At 44.8% G+C, this 20067-nt stretch carries 20 protein-coding genes; 1 reads left to right on the top strand and 19 read right to left on the bottom strand.

Annotation, left to right across the window (positions count from 1 at the left end):
* Positions 1-14: 14 nt before the first annotated feature.
* The 18 genes from MHI38_RS22815 to MHI38_RS22730 form a co-directional block, all read right to left on the bottom strand.
* The gene (locus tag MHI38_RS22815) at positions 15-1346 is read right to left on the bottom strand and encodes a UDP-glucose dehydrogenase family protein (RefSeq protein WP_341181722.1); all 1332 of its coding nucleotides are present in this window, start codon (positions 1344-1346) and stop codon (positions 15-17) included.
* Positions 1343-2731: a sugar phosphate nucleotidyltransferase gene (locus MHI38_RS22810; RefSeq protein WP_090918260.1), complete on the bottom strand. Its 1389-nt coding sequence runs from the start codon at positions 2729-2731 to the stop codon at positions 1343-1345. The genes MHI38_RS22815 and MHI38_RS22810 overlap by 4 nt, the downstream gene beginning before the upstream one ends.
* A gap of 54 nt (positions 2732-2785) precedes the next feature.
* Entirely contained in the window at positions 2786-3787 is a 1002-nt protein-coding gene (locus tag MHI38_RS22805) for a polysaccharide pyruvyl transferase family protein (RefSeq protein ID WP_341181721.1), read from the bottom strand.
* Positions 3753-5132, bottom strand: a complete 1380-nt coding sequence (locus MHI38_RS22800) for a lipopolysaccharide biosynthesis protein (RefSeq protein ID WP_341181720.1) — start codon at positions 5130-5132, stop codon at positions 3753-3755. Before MHI38_RS22800 ends, MHI38_RS22805 begins: the two co-directional genes overlap by 35 nt.
* A 5-nt stretch (positions 5133-5137) precedes the next feature.
* The gene (locus MHI38_RS22795; protein WP_253496429.1) at positions 5138-6034 is read right to left on the bottom strand and encodes a glycosyltransferase; all 897 of its coding nucleotides are present in this window, start codon (positions 6032-6034) and stop codon (positions 5138-5140) included.
* A complete protein-coding gene (locus MHI38_RS22790) occupies positions 6031-7233 on the bottom strand; it encodes a glycosyltransferase family 4 protein (protein WP_341181719.1) in 1203 nt (400 codons plus the stop codon). Before MHI38_RS22790 ends, MHI38_RS22795 begins: the two co-directional genes overlap by 4 nt.
* Positions 7234-7278: 45 nt before the next feature.
* Positions 7279-8424 (bottom strand): glycosyltransferase family 4 protein, encoded by a 1146-nt coding sequence (locus tag MHI38_RS22785; RefSeq protein WP_339836388.1) that lies wholly within the window; start codon positions 8422-8424, stop codon positions 7279-7281.
* A gap of 36 nt (positions 8425-8460) precedes the next feature.
* Positions 8461-9543, bottom strand: coding sequence for a glycosyltransferase family 4 protein (locus MHI38_RS22780; RefSeq protein WP_167375686.1), 1083 nt, complete (start codon positions 9541-9543; stop codon positions 8461-8463).
* A 1-nt stretch (position 9544) separates the two neighbouring features.
* Positions 9545-10723, bottom strand: coding sequence for a glycosyltransferase (locus MHI38_RS22775; protein ID WP_339836385.1), 1179 nt, complete (start codon positions 10721-10723; stop codon positions 9545-9547).
* Entirely contained in the window at positions 10720-12033 is a 1314-nt protein-coding gene (locus MHI38_RS22770) for an O-antigen ligase family protein (protein ID WP_341181718.1), read from the bottom strand. The genes MHI38_RS22775 and MHI38_RS22770 overlap by 4 nt, the downstream gene beginning before the upstream one ends.
* A gap of 1 nt (position 12034) precedes the next feature.
* Complete coding sequence (locus MHI38_RS22765) at positions 12035-13228, bottom strand: glycosyltransferase family 4 protein (RefSeq protein ID WP_341181717.1); 1194 nt, start codon at positions 13226-13228, stop codon at positions 12035-12037.
* Between the two features lie 49 nt (positions 13229-13277).
* Positions 13278-14243, bottom strand: a complete 966-nt coding sequence (locus MHI38_RS22760; RefSeq protein WP_221787823.1) for a UDP-glucuronic acid decarboxylase family protein — start codon at positions 14241-14243, stop codon at positions 13278-13280.
* A 32-nt stretch (positions 14244-14275) separates the two neighbouring features.
* Entirely contained in the window at positions 14276-14944 is a 669-nt protein-coding gene (locus MHI38_RS22755; RefSeq protein WP_208606761.1) for a sugar transferase, read from the bottom strand.
* Positions 14941-15849, bottom strand: a complete 909-nt coding sequence (galU, locus tag MHI38_RS22750; protein WP_090918282.1) for a UTP--glucose-1-phosphate uridylyltransferase GalU — start codon at positions 15847-15849, stop codon at positions 14941-14943. The genes MHI38_RS22755 and galU overlap by 4 nt, the downstream gene beginning before the upstream one ends.
* Positions 15850-16072: 223 nt before the next feature.
* Positions 16073-16753, bottom strand: coding sequence for a CpsD/CapB family tyrosine-protein kinase (locus tag MHI38_RS22745; RefSeq protein ID WP_090918284.1), 681 nt, complete (start codon positions 16751-16753; stop codon positions 16073-16075).
* The gene (locus tag MHI38_RS22740) at positions 16734-17486 is read right to left on the bottom strand and encodes a YveK family protein (RefSeq protein WP_090918286.1); all 753 of its coding nucleotides are present in this window, start codon (positions 17484-17486) and stop codon (positions 16734-16736) included. Before MHI38_RS22740 ends, MHI38_RS22745 begins: the two co-directional genes overlap by 20 nt.
* 65 nt (positions 17487-17551) lie before the next feature.
* Entirely contained in the window at positions 17552-18310 is a 759-nt protein-coding gene (locus tag MHI38_RS22735; protein WP_260510778.1) for a tyrosine-protein phosphatase, read from the bottom strand.
* A 154-nt stretch (positions 18311-18464) separates the two neighbouring features.
* On the bottom strand, positions 18465-18902 hold the full coding sequence (locus tag MHI38_RS22730) for a hypothetical protein (RefSeq protein ID WP_090918290.1): 438 nt from the start codon (positions 18900-18902) through the stop codon (positions 18465-18467).
* A gap of 338 nt (positions 18903-19240) precedes the next feature.
* On the opposite strand from MHI38_RS22730, the gene MHI38_RS22725 reads away from it, so the two are divergent.
* Positions 19241-19609: a helix-turn-helix domain-containing protein gene (locus MHI38_RS22725; RefSeq protein ID WP_090918292.1), complete on the top strand. Its 369-nt coding sequence runs from the start codon at positions 19241-19243 to the stop codon at positions 19607-19609.
* Between the two features lie 106 nt (positions 19610-19715).
* On the opposite strand, the gene MHI38_RS22720 is transcribed toward MHI38_RS22725, so the two are convergent.
* A complete protein-coding gene (locus MHI38_RS22720) occupies positions 19716-19847 on the bottom strand; it encodes a hypothetical protein (RefSeq protein ID WP_276539743.1) in 132 nt (43 codons plus the stop codon).
* Positions 19848-20067: the final 220 nt, after the last annotated feature.

The following is a 20067-nucleotide window of genomic DNA, read 5'->3' as shown; positions in this document are numbered from 1 at the left end:
TATTCACTGGCAGATTAGATAATTGCTGGTGCTTTCCCTTCCACCTTCACGAGACCTGGACGTCCGACAGAATAATAGTGGAAGGCAGATGCTTGAATCTGCTCCGCACTATACACATTACGACCATCAATCATCACAGGCTCCTTCATCGTTTGGGCTAAGGTTGTCAGATCAACCTGGGCAAATTCCTTCCATTCTGTCAGCACACATAGCGCATCCGCGTCTTGAGCAGCATGAAGCGGGCTATCCTCCCACGAAATCGAGGCAATGTCGATCTCTTTACGGAAGTTAGCCGTTGCAATCGGATCGTAGGCTCTGACCGATGCTCCAGCATCAATAAGATGTTGAACAATATCAATGGCTGGTGCGTCTCGCACATCATCGGTATCCGGTTTAAATGCCAGTCCCCAGATAGCAATTGTTTTGCCTGCGAGTGACCCCAGCGCTTCCTCCAGTTTGTAGATCACTTGCATACGTTGGTCCTGATTGACTTGCACTACAGATTTCAACAGCCTGAAATCATAATCCACCATACCTGCAATCTGGATCAGCGCCTGTGTATCTTTAGGAAAACAAGAGCCGCCATAACCGATCCCTGCCTTCAAAAAAGCAGACCCGATGCGTTTATCGTACCCCATGCCTTCTGCAACACGTGTAACATCCGCCCCAACTTTCTCACAAATATTCGAAATTTCATTAATAAATGATATTTTGGTTGCCAGAAATGCATTGGATGCGTATTTAATCATCTCCGCTGAGCGGATATCTGTAATAATCAGATTACTTGTTAAGGGCCGATGAAGTTTCTTTAACGTCTGGATGGCCCGGTCACTGCTCGTGCCGATGACAATCCGGTCAGGGTTAAGCGTATCCTTGATTGCGGAGCCTTCTCGCAAAAACTCGGGAACAGAGGCCACGTCAAATGGCTGGGAGGATATACTGCGAATCAGATCGCGGATACGGTCATTGGTACCTACAGGAACCGTGCTTTTAGTCACGATGATTTTGTAGCTTTCGAGATGGGTGCCGATCTCCATAGCCACTTGCTCTACATAACTCAGATTCGCCTCACCGTTTGGTAGAGAAGGTGTACCTACGGCTATAAAGACAATATCTGACTGGTGTATCGCCTCACCAATGTTTGAGGTAAACGACAGTTTACCTGCTTGCATATTGGAAATCATCAACTCTTTAAGACCAGGTTCGTAGATTGGAACGATGCCCTCATTCAGCATTTGTACTTTTTCCTCATTGTTGTCTACACAGATCACCTGGTTGCCAATCTCCGAAAAACAAACCCCTGATACCAGACCTACGTAGCCTGTTCCAATCACCGCAATATTCATCTTGTTTTCCCCCAATTCACGCAATTTTGGATAATATCTTCCCATTCCATCTCAACGCGAACGATGTCCTCTTCCACCAGTTCACTGCCCATCTGCACCTCAATAATTTCGAGTTCGGTCAACGCTTTGACACTGTGCTTCCCTCCTGCCGGAATCACAATGACATCTCCTTGATGAAGCGGTCTGAGCTCGCCGTCCATAATGAATTCACCTTGTCCCGAGACAACGGTCCATACTTCATTTCGTTTGAGATGGTACTGGTACGAAAAGTTTTTATGGGGCTCGATGATGATGCGTTTGGTTAATACTTCTTCGCCTTTTTTATTGCGTGTGTAATCAAGCACTCTGTAACAGCCCCAACGACGTTCTTCATACATGGGGCGCTCAGCGCTATCTTTTAACACTTCCTTGATCTGAGGACTCGCCTCTTTTTCACTGACCAGAATGCCATCAGGACTTGTTGCCACGATCAAGTTGGATACTCCCAGTACGCAGACCGGAATGTTTAATTCATTAATCAGATGTGTGTTCACCGTACTGTTCGTCATGACACCTTTGCCCACAATATTGGTACTCATCTCATCTGTCAGCGTGTTCCATGTGCCAAGGTCTTTCCAGTACCCCTCGTAAGGTGTAACCACAATATGCTGAGCCTTCTCCACCACTTGATAATCAAAGCTGATTTTCTGCAGTCTCCCGTACTGTTTCAACATTTCTTCATACTGGATAGGCAGTTCAAGCGAGATGAGCAGATTAATCAAATAATTGAGTTTGAATGCAAAAACCCCGCAATTCCAAAGGGCAGATTGTTCGATCATCTCTGCCGCTTCAGCTTCACGGGGTTTCTCTTGAAAACGGGATACTTTGGCGTAACGTTGTTCTTCTTTAGTTTCAGACCGTTCTGGAATGATGTAACCATACTTTTCCGAAGGATACGTGGGTTTCACGCCAATTAACGCAAGCTCTGCACCGGAGTCATCCAGCACGTCCCCCAGCTCTGTTACTTTATAAAAGAAGGACTCCTCCACATAGGGATCAACCGGAAGCATGGCTACCGTTTCATTTAAGCTGGCTCCCTGCACGGAGTACAAATATACGGCCGCCAAGGCGATTGCGGGGAAGGTATCTCTTCGTTCAGGCTCAACGACTAGATCCACTTCATAACCCAACTGACTTCGCAAAATCTCCACCTGCGGTTTGCTCGTTGCAATCGTTGCTTGGCCACTTAACCCCGTGTGCTGCAATTGCCTCCATACGCGCTGTACCATCGATTCCGTCTGTCCGTCCTCGCCTTCAAGCACCTTCAGGAATTGCTTGGATCTCGTGTCGTTGGACAAAGGCCATAACCGTTTACCTGATCCACCGGAGAGAAGTACGATTCTCAATGCAACCACTCCACTCTATATATTTTAAGATGATACGGGACAGCTTCTCGTTCGTTATACGGTTGCCGTTGATTCCATATACTTGGTCACGGGTGGAGCACTCGCCTTGGAAGAGGAGTCCATATTGGCTGTGTTCACTTCATGTGTCCATATCCGGTAATATCCCGAATTCTTCCCATAAGAGTTATCAATCAATAGGTTAGGCTTCGCCATCAGACAAGACAGGATGTGACCATGTAATCTGGATGTGTGAATCATGCGATAATCCGAGAAGCAGCGTACCGCCTTATTCACAAGGTAGTCACTATATTTCATCCATATGAATTGGGAGAGGGCTCGCGAAGCAGGTTTCTTCAACCCTTTACTGATATAGTAGATTAGCTTTCGCTCATATTTGTTATACAAGGTGGGCCAATCCAGGCAATCTCCTTGCTGCTCTGCGGAATTCAGAGATTGTTGAGCTGCTGTCTGTTCGATATCTGTTCTAAAGAAATTCAATCTCTCTTTACGAGAGTTACGCTGGATCTCCATCGGCCATAATTGGTGCGCCATATCGGGAACTAAGTTCACCTTAGAGTTGGAGAAATGATCCGAGGCAATTTGAAACGATATCTCATCGCGAACATAGATATGCAGATCTGTATGCTGAGCAAAAACAGATGCAGTTCTTTGAAGAATAGCTTGATCCTTATAAAATATCGTCTGAGGAAGAATCACGATTCGATGATGCGGGTAATGCTGAACGATACGTTCTCTTAATGATTGATGAGCTTCGTATAAATCACCGAAATTCCCACCACCATGAAGAACAATAATATGATCCTGGGGAATTTCAACTTGGTCATGAAAGTCATGGACGCTGTATCGTTGAGACACATGAATATGATGGTCTTTGAAAAAAGCCTCTGTTCCTTTCATAATAAGCAGATCACCACAATTGCTGTGAACGGGATAATCAATGTAATAGATCTTGGAATGAGGGGGCACAACTTCAAGGATCGATTCAAGTCGTTTTTTCAACTCATCCATGGGATGAATCTTTTGCACGTTTGACATCTCTTCTGGCTCCTTTAAATAGATTTTTTTCTCTCCATTTTTGCTTGAGGAAGGCCATATCTTCCTTGTTATATAACATCTTGTGCATCGGCATTTTGAAAATAATCGAAACGGATATTAATGACATCAGCATACGGACGAAGGAACCAAGTAACAACGCCAGCCCTAAACCGTATAACCCGAACATGGGCGTAAGCACAAAGAACAACGTAATCGTCACAGCAAGTGCGATGACCTGCCGAAGCACGATAACGCCTGGTCTACCGAGCGCATTAAAAGCCGAAGCCAGAATCCAAGATCCTCCGCCAACGATACACTCCAGAGACAACAGATAAAACACGCCGCTGGCCTCCAGAAATTCCGGGCCAAACAACAAGCCAATAAAAAAACGACCAATCAGCATACTCGGTATGATGATGATCGTCATAAGTACCATACTAATGCGGAAAGCTCTGCCAACAAGAGACAACACCTGTTGCTGCTCCATGCCGGCTACCTTTGGAAATATGACATTGGTGATGGCCGTCTGCACAACATTAAACATACGCGATAGGGCAAACACAACCGAATATAACCCGAAATCTTTGGGTGTAAGTAGAGCCAAAATAATAATTTTGTCAAACTGGCTATACAACGTGCCTAGCAACTCTACCCCATATACACGAAGGCCATAGCTGAATAAATGAATCCCCGTTCGAATCTGAGCCACCAGCTTGCTGACGGAACTGAATATTTGCTGACGCATGGCAATCATATAACAGGTCAACACCAGTATAGTGCTGGCAAAACTGATAATAATGGCTCGTTCCACGGTTAATACCTGCGCTACCCACAGTAGTACCAACCCTGCAAGATTCAATAAGGGAGCCAGCAAACGCGACAGATTATAAATATGGAACTTGTCGGTACCTTGTGCGGCTGCCGCAAGCACACCCATGAACAGCATCACTGGAACCATGGATACGGTATACCACCTTGCAATGGTAATGACAGATTCTGAATATCCTGATAGCCAGATAGGGATACCAAACCAACTGATCACCCCAGCGATGATACTGATCGGAATCTGAACGGCAAAGCTCATGCTGATATAGACAGGGAGTTGCTGGCTGTTTTTTTTGACATTGTAAATTAACGAGGTGGGCAGACCAAATGCGGCCAGACCCGAAATGAATGCAGGCCAGAATAAAACAGCCGCAAGCTCTCCCTTCCCCGTCGCTCCGAACATGCGAGCTGTAATAACGGAAGTTAGCGTAGTCACAGCCATAATGAGAATATTAGCCATGCTTGTCATGACAATGGTCTGAATAATGCTTCGCTGCCTTGGTTTTCGGGCAATCGCCATGTTCATCAGGTGTTCAGCCCTCTGCCATTTCGGAAAGATCCCACAATCGTGCCGTTCCGATAAGATATTTTGACTAATTGGCTCATGACCTTCTGCACATTATTCATACATAACAACATAATCAGACCTGCCTGTGCAATTCGAACAATATGTTTGAACACACCCCAGCCGCTCTTGTTGTAACGTGTTGCATCACTGATTCCCTGCCAGTACATTCGCCGCAAGAGCCAGCGTTTATTTAATCTGCTTTTGGATATTTTATGTTGCACTGACCCATATGGCGTATAAAATATGTCGTATTTCTCTCGAATTCTGCTAATGAGTTCACTCTCTTCGCTTGAAAGCAAATTATTTCCTACGCGCCCCAAGTCTTCGCGAAACGGCTCAATGGAATCAAACACACTTTTTCGAAAAGACACATTTGCCCCAAAGGGAAAATACGGCGGTTTCATCTCGGTAACCTGATCTGAAAAGTCCATCAACGTATACAAGCCAATAATCTCATCCGGAATCCAATCCGGCTTTCCACCTTCCCAGATCGGATCAATTTTCCCGCCTACACAGCCAATCTTCTCATCCCGTTCGAACACATGAATGACTTCACGAATCCAGGAAGAAGAGGCCAGCGCATCATCATCCAGAAACATGATAAATTCTCCCTGTGCTTCTCGTATGCCACGGTTCCTGGCATAAGATAGACCAAGCTTACTCTCAAAGATGTAGCGAACGTGATTAGGCCAATCGGTACTCTGAAATAATTCCCTGGTGTTATCTTTGGAGTTATTATCGATAACCAGTACTTCAAATTCAATATCTTGATCTTCTTGAGCCAGCACACTTTGGACAGCTTCAACGGTATCCTTCGCTCTATTATGTGTACAAATGACTACCGATGCTCTCATAATTCCACCTCAATGCTTTGTTTTCGTTTCATTCTTCCAGCATGGATTCCACTGTGTTTCAAGTAGTCTTCGTAGCTCTCCAAATAGGTGAGAGACATCTTCTTCCAATCATTTCGAAGAGCTACCTCTCTGGATGCCTTGCCCATCTCGTTCAGATAGGATTTATCCTGCATTAACGTGTTAAGAATGACTGCCAGCCCATCTACATCATTGGCATCTTGCAAAATAACACCGGGAGGGATACTTTCATGATCGTTCTTGATCATTTCAGTTACCCCCGACTCCTCCGTGATAACAACAGGAATTCCTGAGGCGAGGGCCTCCAACACGACCAAACTGCAAGCTTCATAACGCGAGGGGAAAATAAACAGATCCACATTGCGCATGAGATACCCCATATCTTTCCGATAGCCTAGAAAATGGACCCGATCTTCTATGTTTAAGTCTTTAGCCATTTGAGGATAAATACTTCGATCTGTAGATCCTGCTACAACGAGTTCTAACTCAGGCACAGACACCATCGACTTCAATACCGTATCCAGATTTTTTCTAGGGCTGCTAATATCACCTGCAAATAAACCTACGACTCGGCCGGAGTTAATATCCATTCTGCTCTTCTCTCCAGCATCACTGGGGTAAAACTCATGCACATCCACTCCATTATGAATGACCTGCACTTTGTCGGGATGCGTGCCTAATTGAATCAATTCATGCTTTACTTTCTCGGAAACCGCAATGATTCTACCACTTTTGCGAAAGGCGAATCGTTCCAGATACGCATTCACCAGCGTGTACAGACCGAAATACCATCGTTTCCAGGAGCCGTGTACACGGAAGCTATGTACGGGGGATTTTATCCATGTACTGTGCACAAAGTGAACCGCATTGATGTCCCCTCTAGCCCAGGTGATAAAACCATTGACCATCACAAGATCAACTTGCTTTGTTTTTCTTAATTTGCGAATATGGGTAGCACTGCTCCATGCAAACAACTGGTATCGTAATAGCTGTGGTAACCCCAGCGAAGGAAAAACTTTAATCCATGTAGCTCCCTCATATTCAAGAAGTTCCGGCTCCACCTCATTGGAAATCATAACAACTTCATGACCTTGTCTTAGGGTTTCAATTGCAATCTCATAATTAACTCTGCCCTGCCCCTCTCCTTTGACAACCCTGTGAGTAACGATACATATTTTCATCCTTAATCCTCCCCATTAGGACATGAAGATTGTGGAACCCGTCCATTAGGCCAATTGCTTCAATAACTTTCCGCGATGCGACCACAAACAATAGTTGACCACCCAGTCGTATCCGTTATCCCCCATCGCTCTGGCTAACCCATCGTCGGTCATTAATTGTTCGATGCGTGCAGCAATCTCCTGATCATTAACCGGGTCTACGAGATAACCGGTGATATTGTCCTTCACGGCGTCGGGAATACCGCCACTGTTGCCTGCAATGACAGGTAATCGATAATAGTTGGCTTCCAGGAATACAATTCCGAACCCTTCCACGTCACCCTTCTCCTTGATATCCCGGCTTGGCATAATGAAGAGATCCGCACATTCATATAATTGCTGAAGCTCATCGTCTGTAGTACGTCCTGTAAATACAACAACAGATTCGAGTCCGTACTGAGTTACCAGTCGTTCGAGTTCTCCCTTATACGGCCCATCTCCGCAGATAACATACTTCAGATCAGGAATATGCGTAATAACCTGACTCACGGCTTTCAGTGTGACATCATGACCTTTGCGTTCTACAAGTCGCGAGACGGTGATCATCACTTTTTTGCCATGCAGACCATACTTATCCCGTAAATCCCCCTGACTCCCTGTATCCGCGTTAAGCTTGTTCACGTTAAGTCCCGGTGGAATAATGACAATCTGAGACTCCGAAATCCCCAGTTCAACCAGCTTCGACTTCGTATATTGGCTATTGGCAATCACTTTGTCCGCACGCTTCAGGATGAACAACAGCAGTGGGAATAATCGGCTATTAACCATCCCCATCACATCCAGGCCGTGAACATAAGGAAAGTATTTTACTCGAAAAAGGAATTTCATGAATGGACCGGCTAAGCCAACCGGGAATATATTCACAAAATGAATCTCATCTGTTTTTTTGCGCCATTTCAACAGAATCAGTTGCGCCACCAGAACAAGCTGTGAGAGAATCAACAGCCATTTATTCGAATCTGAAAAAATACGTTTCCGAATAATTTCAAAATCATGCTTCTGGTCGAATTGCTCAGACTCTGCGGTATCATTTATTTTATTGGTCAGCACCGTTGTCTCTTCTGCTGGAATCTGTGATATCAGCCCGTAGGCATAATCATGAATCCCTCCCTTTTCAGGCGGGAAATCAATCGCAACAAACACTTTGTTCATAGCTTTATCTCCCTCACAAGAATACATTTCGCATGCTTACACCGTGCTCATAATAATGTTTACTGTATCCTTGGCACATTTGTTCCAAGAGAAGAAGGCTGAGTGCTCTTTGCCCTGAATGGACATTCGCTGCCCAAGCTCCGGATCAGACATCATCTCTACCAGACGTGAAGCTGCTTCCTGCGGGTGATGGGGGTCAAAGTATAGCCCTGCTTCTCCGCATACTTCCGGGATCGAACCACGGGAAGACACGATAACCGGACAACCAAGCGCCATCGCCTCCAGTGGCGGTAAGCCAAACCCTTCGTACAAGGATGGGAAAATAAAACCGGTGGCATGTTCGTAGAGCGCTTTTAACTCCTCATCCGTCACATACCCTACCCAATTCACACCTTCCGAATCATTCACAGCATGATTACTGAACACCTTACTGTTCTTGGAGCCCACGATGACAACACTCAAATTCTGTGCTTTCACCTGAGGTAAAATCTCCAAGATCAGCTTAAAGTTTTTGTAAGGGTTCATCGTGCTGACAGCCAGTACATACGGGGAGTTAATCCCATATTTCTCAAGTGTACCTTGAGCCGCCTGCCTGTGATGAATATGATCGATGCCCAGGTGTGTAACGGATACCTTCTGGGCGGCAATTTTGCAGTGTTGAATAAGTTCACCTTTGGAAAAGTTAGACACGGTAATGACCTTTTTCGAAATCTTGCCTAAGCGAACCGTTAAAAACTGATACCATGACCGAAACGCGAAGGAAAATGCCTTCGGATAACTGAATACAGAAGCGTCATGGATCGTCACGACCTGATTGCGTTTGAATGCCGGGCCTGTGTTACACAGGTTAATTAGCAATCCTTTTTTCGCGTAAAATGGCAACTCCAGCTGTTCCCATACATGTCCCTTCAGTCTGCCAACAATTCGGTGGCGAATATGTTTCAGTTCAAGATGAGTAACCACATTCGCGGGTGAGAGCAGGCAAAATTCTACTTTCGTACCGTCTACTTCTCCAGCGTCAATCAAATTATCGATTTCCTTCACGAGTTCAATGGCATATCGCTGAACCCCGGTAACGGTCTGTGTCAGGAAACGGGCATTGATATAGATTGTATTCATGTTAATCTCCATTTCTCTTTGAAATTTCCAAACGGGAGGCCGGCCCGGCGGTTTGGAAGCTAACTTCTACATTTCTCGCTTCATAATAGAGACTCACGAACTCCTCATTCATTCGATCCGAGCTGAACTTCTCTTTATACACCTGATGTCCCGCTTCACCCATAGTTGCCAACGTTTCTTTATCAAGTTGCATTAGAATCTCTCTCAACCCTTCGAGTCGTTCAAGTTCAAAGATGTAGCCATTCTCCCCATGCGTCACCAGTTCTGGCAACGAGGCCCGATTGCTAGCGATGACGGGTTTGTGATTTTTCATTGCTTCCAGCGCGACCAAGGGTAACCCTTCCCACCTGGAAGGCATAATGATCGCATCACACTGCTCGTAATAGTGATCAATCTCTGCATTATTGACCCACCCTAACCGGACCATATTGTCGGTAAAGGTCCATTCATTTTTTTCCAATACGCTGTCTCCAATGATGTATAACTGAATACGCTGCTGCAGCTCGGGATACTGCCTGAATGCATCCAGCAGCAGATCCAGTCCTTTCTGCCGATCGTATCTGCCCACAAACAAGAGCCGAATCATGCTGTCATCCTCTTGCTCCTGATCTTTTTGCACAATTACTTGCGGCTGCTCTTCGTGATTGTGAGGCTTGTGAGACTTGCGGTCACGCAGGCCACTATAAACGAATCGGGATTTGGCTGGAGACATGCCCATGCGAATCGATTGCTGCATCTCATATTTTGAAATGTTCACGATATAGTCTGTTTTGAATTCCAGTATTTTCTCGATCATGAAATAAGCCTTTTTATGCAGGGGTTTGGTATCCATCAAAAAAGACCAGCCATGTGAGCAGTAAAAGATACTCGCTTTGCGCGGTGTGAAAAAAAATAAGCCCCTTGCGAGCATACCCGCAAATGAGCTGTGTACATGAATAATATCCGGCTCGATCCGCCGAATAGCTTGGTGAATCTGTCTCATCGCTGAGAAAAAGTGTTTCGGGTGGCGTTTGTAACTGTAACGAAAGATATGCTCTGGCTCCAGATCAAAATCCTTTGCCGAGTTATAATCACTCATCAATACATAAACCTCAAACCGGTTACGCTGGTAGGACACCAGCTCGTTTAAATACGTGGCAACACCGCCCACCACATATTCTCCGATGTGCAAAACCTTCATTTTCGCTCACCCGCTTTATATGGTATATCACCTGCATTACGATGCTGATACAGAGCTATGCCTATGAACATCCAGAAAAAAACGTTCGCAGGAAACAACTCAAGAACGTTGGTCGTCATACTTGCCGCAGCCACTCCTGCGCCGAGGGCTATAGCCACCTGAGGAAGTCTGGAACCTGCCGAGTAAGGTGAGGCATTCATTCGTCTAACCAGTGTGACCAACAACCACATGAATAACATCAAAAAATAGGCAAGACCGATCCAACCTGTCTGTTCGTACAAGGAAAAGTACTGGTTATCCACTGCAAAATTACTGGAGTTCAGACCCATCATATGTGTGCGCCGACTGGCAGCACCAACCGAACCAATTCCGTTGCCGATCATGCCATTCATGGTGAATGGCGAGGTAAGGGTGCTTCCCCATATCTGTAATCGATCAAGCAAGGATGAACTGGAGAGCAGATTTTTGGACTGTAGGAACCTGCCTCCAAAAAACACAACTGCAGGCAGTGTCAGAAAAACAACCGCCAGAACTAACATATTTTTTTTGCTGTACTTGCGAATCTGAATTAAAAAAAGAACCACCTGATATACAAACCAGAGCAACAAAGCCGATCGAATCGTAGATAAAAGCAAAAAGCCGATCGTCAGCAACTGGATCATCAGGCGAAAGCTACGGTGCTTCACTGCCAGCTTGGTTTGTTCTGCAATGATGCCTGTCATTAACAGTGCATACGCATAACCATCCGGCGAGTACGTAATGGAGGATAAACGCGGCACACCCTCAAGATAGTTTTTGATGTTTACGCCGTATACGAATCCCATAGTGATTAACTTTTCTATACCCAGCGCATATTGGGCGCACCATCCTGCAATGAGCATAATAAAAATAACCAGATTGGTTCTGGCAAATGCGTACATTCCACCCTGCTCGGCCATAAACATGCCTGCAAACAGCATCACCAGCGGTAAAAGCGTAATTTTGATTCCATAGACTAACGTGACCACGCTGGAACCGACAAGTACATTTAACGATCCGAGCACGATAAGGGAGGCCAGTATAAACAGGAATAGATTCAGAAAATGAATCTGCTGGCGATATACCCGGGCAAGTGTGTATACCGCAAGTAGCAACATGCCTGCATCCTTTAACGAACGAATCACAATATTATCGACATAGATCGAAATCAGACCATAAATGGACAGATAGAGCAGTAAGAAATGAATCAACATCATGATGACAGAGGAAGGCGCATCAGACCTCGCTTGAACTAATGATGGCGATTTGACGTTCAGAGAAGTCATGTACATCTTAGCCTTCACCTCCAATTAACTTCTCGTAGATGATCGCATGTCTGGTGAGAAGATAATCTTCATTAAAGGATAAGCTGTGTTCGCAGCATTGTAGCATTAATTCATTTTTCTCCGCTTCAGATAAGGCATAATAATGGAGGATTGCGTCACGGATCGAATCCGCACGATGGGCGGTGAAAGAGAAGGTATCCGCATCCAGCAAAATCTCGGGCATGCCCCCAACCTTGGAAGCGTAAACTGGCGTACCTGCTTGATACGATTCGATGACCACTCTGCCAAAAGGTTCATCCCAGGTGGACGGTACAATTGTGAGATCCATCTTTTTCATCTGGGAAGTGATCTCCTTTTTATCGATTTTGCCCACGAACACGATCCGGGGATCAGCCCCTGCAAGTTCTTGTAATGTCTGAAGCAGAGGGCCATCCCCATGGATGAACAGCTTCCCCACAATCTGCTGATCGAGCTTTTGCACTGCTTCAATTAGATACTGAACTCCTTTGACCTCGGTTAGTTGTCCAAAATATCCAACGTGCAGGGGTTGCTCATGATTAACCGTTTTCCCTACATTAACATGCTGAACCTGATTATCACGCTCAACAATGTTATGAATGACATGTTTGGACGCGTGCGCGAAAAATCCCAGTTCGATATGCTTGTTAAGCACATGCTCGGATATGCCAATAACGGAAGAAACTCTGCGGCTGTAGTGTTTGGAAATCTGTCTGTAGAACCTGGAATATGCCGAGATCGCGATGGGTTCAATTAACGAAAAATCGCGCAGGGTATGCACAACCGGGATGTTCAGTTCAAACGCCGCTTTCCAGATCGCAAGGCTTAGTCCCGGTATATTCTGAGTGTGGATCAGAGCAGGACGTTTCATCATCAGATATTGTTTAATATGCTGGTACTGCTTCACATTAAAAATATCCTGGATACGCCATAACACTTTGTCAGAAGTGCTGGCCTGCCTTGCTGTATCACCGATCCAGTACCGATTATTAAATGGTAGCCGCGAGATTTCAATCCCGTTCACTGTATCCGTCTGCACCCCGCCCTCTTTGTGTCCACCAACTGTAATGACTTTAACGTCATAACTGGACTCCAGCGTCTGGGCCAAAATCTGTGTCGATATCTCGGCTCCTCCAATAATATGGGGTGGATATAAACTGTGAGCAATCAATATAGTTTGCATGGTTCTCAACTCGCTTTTATTCAGCTTCATTGTTATCAGTTCAGTGTTATCAAGTTTCCTGTACCTGCAGCATCGATCGATAGTGCTCTATCGTGCGTTTCAATCCCTCTTCCAGACCAATCTCCGGCTCCCAGTTTAATATTTCACGAGCTTTATCAATCACTGGACGTCTAACCTTCGGATCATCTTCAGGTAAAGGCAAGAATACAACCTTACTGTCCGATTGTGTGAGCTGTTTCACCAAATGAGCGACCTCAAGAATCGTGTATTCCGTAGGGTTTCCGATATTGATAATCTCTCCATCAGCCCGATCTTCCGCCATGAAAGCTTGTAATCCCCGAATGTTATCATCCACATAACAGAAGGATCGGGTCTGTGAACCATCTCCATACACTGTAATATCTTGACCCGTCAGCGCCTGCGTTACAAAATTAGATATCACCCTGCCGTCATCATTGCGAAGCCCGGAAGAATACGTGTTGAAAATACGCGCAACTTTCACGGAAACTCGTTGTTTTGTGTAGTATTCATAACAAAAAACTTCGCCTAACCGTTTGGCTTCATCATAGCAAGCTCGTGGCCCCCACGTATTTACATTGCCTCTATAACTCTCCGGCTGCGGATGAATCTCGGGATCGCCATAGGCTTCACTTGTACTGGAATACAGAAACTTGGCTCCTTTGACCCGAGCCAGTTCCAGCATATGATATGTTCCTCGCGTGTTCACCCAGATCGTGCCAATCGCATCTGCTTGATAGAATTTAGGTGAAGCAGGCGAAGCCAGATGATAGACTTCGTGCACCTGCTGATCAACGAAAATATCCATTGTATCGGGACGTGTAACATCTGCTTCATGGAATACAAAGTTAGGGTTCTCCATAACCCCTGCCAGATTGCGAATCACACCTGTTGAAAGATTATCGATCCCTGTAACCCGATGGCCCTGGCCGATCAAAGATTGCACGAGATGAGAGCCCAGAAATCCGGCAGCACCTGTCACTACAATATGTTTCATTACATCACACTCCAAATTATGATCCAAAATGGTCAAAAGGTGTTGCTTTTAATCATTACACCGATAGTTTTAAAAATGATCGTAATGTCCATTTTCATGGATACATTCGAGATATAGTGGAAGTCATACTGGAGATTATGGTGAATAGGCTCCTTCCGAGCCTCGCTCACCTGCCACAATCCCGTAATTCCCGGTTTCACCAGAAAACGCCTGCGTTCCAGATCGGTATAACATTCCTCCACAATACGTTTCATCTCAGGTCTTGGGCCGATAAAACTCATATCGCCTTTGATAATATTGAGCAGCTGCGGCAGTTCATCGAGACTCGTCTTGCGCAGAATTCTGCCTAGTCGTGTAATCCTCGGATCATGGCTGGTCGTTGGCGAAAGGCCATATTTCGGTGCGTCTGTACGCATCGTTCTGAATTTATAAATGTTAAATTTGACTCCATTCTTCCCGTACCGCTCCTGCTTGAAGATCACGGGCCCTTTGGAATCCAGTTTAATCAAAATAGCCGAAAGCAGCATGACCGGTAATGTGATGAGCAGTAACAAAATAGCGATAACAAAATCGGCCAATGGCTTCATCACATCCGTATACCCGCCAACACGTTGTGAGTATGGCTGCTCAAGTACAGCGGCATTCCCCTCTTTAACCAAGGTTTCCCCACTCCCAAAGTATTCCGGTCCTGATAGCTTCACAGACTATCCCCTCCAGCTACAAGGATTTGATTCATCTGTTCCTTCATTAGAATCTCTTCAATCGCCATCAGCACCGGTGCACGCAACTCTTTATTTTTGAGTGCAAAATCGAGTGTCGTGAGAATATAGCCCAGCTTCTCCCCTACATCAAACCGGGAGCCTTCAAAGTCATAGGCGCTAATTCCTTCATCATCATTCAACTTTTGCAACGCATCTGTAAGCTGAATTTCCCCTCCTGCACCGACATTTTGCTCTTCCAGATACTCAAAAATTTTCGGAGTCAAAATGTATCGTCCCATGATGGCCAGGTTAGACGGAGCCGAACCTAGTGGAGGCTTTTCAACCATACTCTTAACAGAAGATAAACGTCCTTCTGTGTGCAACGGATCAATAATCCCATAGCGGGATGTTTCACTCGGACTTACCGTTTTCACGCCAAGCACCGACTGCTCTACCTTTTCATACTGCTGGATGAGCTGTTTCAGGCACGGCACTTCCGACACGACGATATCATCGCCAAGCAACACGGCAAAGGGTTCATTGCCTATGAAATTCCGGGCGCACCAGACCGCATGCCCAAGTCCAAGGGCTTCCTTCTGTCTTATGTAATGGATATCCACGTTGGAGGACTTCCGGACTTCTTCCAGTAAACTGAGTTTCCCTTTCTCAAGGAGGTTATGCTCCAGTTCAAACGCACTGTCAAAATGATCTTCAATCGCACGTTTTCCTTTTCCCGTCACGATGATAATATCTTCGATCCCGGAAGCAACCGCCTCTTCAACGATGTACTGGATAGTCGGTTTATCCACAATAGGGAGCATTTCTTTAGGCATTGCCTTTGTAGCAGGTAAAAAACGGGTTCCCAATCCAGCAGCAGGGATAATTGCTTTTCTCACCTTTGTCATAGATATCACCCTATCCATTAGTTTTTTTATTTAACTCAAAACCATGAAAACATGAAACATATCATTCATAAATAGGGCATTGAACCCCTCCTCACATCACACCCCTGACGATACACGTCTAAGGTACACTACCCACAGTGTGACCGAGTGCCTACCTTGATAGAGGTATAGTAGACATGACCTTTGAAAATGATTTGAAAATGAAACTCCATTGTCTTGCCTGTTATTTTTCCCCGTAACTGTTATTGCGGCTTTTCGGAACCTGCACATTGTTCAGCACAGCGCCCAGAATACGTGCATTCACATGTTCAAGATGAGCCTTCGCCTTTTTGACCAGATCCTTTTTCACCTTGCCTGCATTCACCACAAGAATGACACCATCACACAATGAACTGATAATCAATGCATCTGTCACGGTTAGAACCGGCGGTGTATCGAAGAGAATAACGTCATACTCTTCCTTCAAGCCCTCAAGGAGTGCTGTCATCTTACGTGATCCGATCATCTCCGAAGGATTAGGGGGAATCGGCCCGGAAGATAAGACATGAAGACCCTCCACCCCCGTTTCCCGAAGCACTTCCGTCACTTTGTATTGACTCGATAACACACTGGTTAGGCCTACATGGTTGGGCACATTAAACATCAGATGTACTGCCGGTTTACGGAGATCCGTATCCATTACCAGAACCTTTTTCCCTTCCTGCGCATAGGTGACTGCCAGATTGCCAATCGTCGTTGTTTTCCCTTCCCCTGAGGATGCCGAGGCAATCATGATCGTTTGAATCTGACTGTCTATGGATGAAAACTGAATATTGGTTCGTAGCTTTCGATAGGCTTCTGATGAAGTGGATCTGGGATTAGCCATCGTTACCAGGCCTACTCGTTCATTGGTTAATCGTGACATACTGTCCATCACCTACCTGTTTTTGAGATATGGATGACTGTTTTGACATACGGCTCTCTTCTTTTCTTATCTTGGAGATGACAGCAAGTGCAGGGAGATTTAATTCTTTCTCCAATTCATCTTCCGTTTTCAAGGTGTCATCCAAATATTCCAGCAGGAATATAAAGCCTACTGCCAGCAATAGTCCAACAATAAAGCTGATCAAAATATTGATGATGGGGTTGACGTTAATAGGATTGGAGGAATCCGTAGGTTTCGCTTCACTTAGGATCGTGACATTGTCTACTTTCATAATTACGGGGATTTGAGATTTAAACACTTTCGCAACTGCGTTTACGGTTTTTGCGGCTTTTTCGGATGATAGTCCCGTAGCCGTTAGACTCATAACCTGGGACTCATTGGCGGTGGAAACTCGGATGTTCTGCCCTATTTGATTACCAGTCATACCAAGATCGGGGTATGTAGATGCCACTTTATCGAGGATTGCAGAAGATTTAATAATCTCCATATAAGAGTTGATCACTTTGATGTTTGTCTGAATAGTTCCAATATCCAAACTTGGAACACCTTGGGCATTATATGCCTGGTTGACGATTAATTTGGCGCCTGCTTCATAGATCGGTACAGTAAAAAAGTAGTTTTTGACACCTGCACCAATACAAGCCACAGCTACGAAGGCAACAATAATCCAGATGCGTTTACGTAAAATGTGTAAATACTCTTTGAGTTCCATTCGATTTTCCTCCCATTTAAGTCAGCCATATTAAGTGACTATGTATTTGGTACATCAGTAGCTGCTCACCAGAATAAAAAGCTGCGCTTTTTCTTGGCTGGTAATACAGCTGAAATACGTTGATTATTCCATATGGATTGTGCATTATCTTGAAAATGTTGAATGCAGCAACGTCCCAAACGTCTTTCGAGCAACGGATATACGACATCCAGTTTGAACGTTCGATGTTTCGTATCGTGTGCATCTGATGAAATGAAATGAAACCCGTTTTCTTTGCAAAAATGAAAACACCACTTCTGAACTTTTCGCCCGAAAAGCCCAGTGAATGATTCCGCCGTAAGCTGGCATAGTCCACCTTGAAACAAATATTCGGACAACAGCAATGGCTTTTTCAAAATGACAAGGTTGCGTTCCGGATGAGCGATAATAGGGGTAATTCCCGCGATTCGCAGTTCGTGCAGTATTCCGGGGAACTGTGAGGGAATATGACCAAAGGGCAACTCCAGCAACATATAACGACTACCGGCAAGTGTGCAGCACTTTCCTGCATACAAGTCTTCAATCAGCCTATCATGCACTCTGATCTCCTGACCGGGATCAATCTGCAAACGGATATTTCGTTTGGCAAGCTCGGCACGAAACATATAAACAGCCTGATTGACTACCTTTGGTTCATTGTTGTAATGTCCGTTCAGGTGATGCGGAGTTGCAATAATGGAGGTAATTCCTGAAGCTACTGCCTTCTCAGCCATCGCAACGGACTGCTCCATTTGAACAGGACCATCATCCAAACCGAATAGAATGTGGCAGTGCATTTCAACCATATCCAAACTTCCTGAAATAGTATGCTCCCCCTTGCCCCTTTATTCATTGCGCAAATGCTTTTGGTGTTAAAGAACTAATGCATAACGCTACGAAATATAGTAAAATGGCGTTAAGTACATGCTTGTTCAGAAATTGTTCAGAGTCTACCTCATCCTATATAATAAAATCAATGTAACGATAAGGCTTCAGCTGAGGAGATGGATCTGTTGCATTCCCATATGTAGAACGGGAAACTGCCTCAAATTCAACTTCAGTAAGCATTCTGTTTAACTGTCCAGTTATATATAGTGTTTGGTCTTTCTGAATATGCAAGTTTGAATGATACAATATCAGTTCTCCAAAAGGTTGTTTCCATTGCAGCTTGGCATGAAGCCTGACGCATATACGGCTGTCTTCTACATCTAAACCTAGTACCATTTCTGATATTACGGGTAAGTTCAGGTCGCTCAGGAAAGTGATCGCTTGTGTATCCATACCAAGTAACAGGACGGGTCGTCTTTTGCGGTCTACCATTTTCCCATGAAATTCCTGAATGTACATATGGACATTTGGTTTCAGATCGGCCCATTCCTGAAGAATTTTTGAATTCATGATTTCATTCCTTTAGAATGGATTGGCCAGCATGGACGAGAACGTTATTTTTGACAGGTATAACGCTCAAACCATGAGGAAATACTTAAACTACTAACTATGATACATTTTGTAACTCCATACGTTCAATTTACGATACAATACGTATCATGTCAAGCGGTATTTGGACATGGTTCTTTTGATTTACGACAATATGAGCTGTCCTTAGACAGACCTATTTAATAAGTGGTATATGAGACGAATGAGGCGTAGTACATTTGCAGGAAAGTTTACCCTGATCAAAAACTTGGCTCAGGATTGTTTCAATATATATGATGGTGTTCAGGGGGAAATAGCTTATGAGCTACGGAAATCGCATTGCTGAATTACGAGAACAGCGGGGACTTACTCAAGAAGAACTTGCGAACTCCATTCATATTACGAGAGCAGCTCTTTCCCACTACGAGAAAAACCGGCGCAAACCGGATTTCGAGGTGTTAACGCGGCTTGCTGACATTTTCGATGTGTCCATTGATTATTTGATTGGACGTACGAAGCAAAGTGATGTGGTTATGGATGAAGACGTGCGTGAATTCGTGGATGCGCTTGAATTGTCAGATAAGGAAGTGTTAGAGCGCTTTGATCTGATGATTGATGGTAAACCTTTAACAGAGGAAGAAGCTCGTCGTTTTATCGCTTTTGTACGAATGGAACGCAGTATGGATTAATCATGCTACACCCGAAAAGAAAACCCAGTTTCCGAGTACTTCCTGCTCCGGTTTCTGGGCCTTTTTGTGTATCATGATTTCCCTCCATTCCTTGGTGTGCAACGGCTCATGTACGCTTGCTGTCGGAGGATACGAAATGTTTCAAACGCTCCGGGTCGATTCCACATTGCAGTAAAACTTTCATGATGTCCACTCGGGTTGCTTCGACTTTGTTACTTGTCGGCTTAGAATCGCCCATGTTTGGATGCTTCATCTTCATTCCGCTAACCTCTCTTATCTTTATACTTTCTCTGCACGCCAAAAACTAAACCTAATTATACTTTAGAACGTTCCTTGATGTTGTCGTCTCATGGCGATAACGTTTTTTGAGCGGGTTCTAATTTTGTCGAAAGCAAAAAGGAGCCTTATAACGCCGTTCTGGCGGCTATAAGACTCCTTTTGTTTTAAATCTTTTCTTT

Origin of the sequence: Paenibacillus sp. FSL K6-1558, from assembly GCF_038002565.1 — a bacterium.
GTDB lineage: Bacteria > Bacillota > Bacilli > Paenibacillales > Paenibacillaceae > Paenibacillus > Paenibacillus polysaccharolyticus.
Note: the sequence above shows the minus strand (reverse complement) of the source record. Positions and strands in the feature narration are given on the sequence as shown.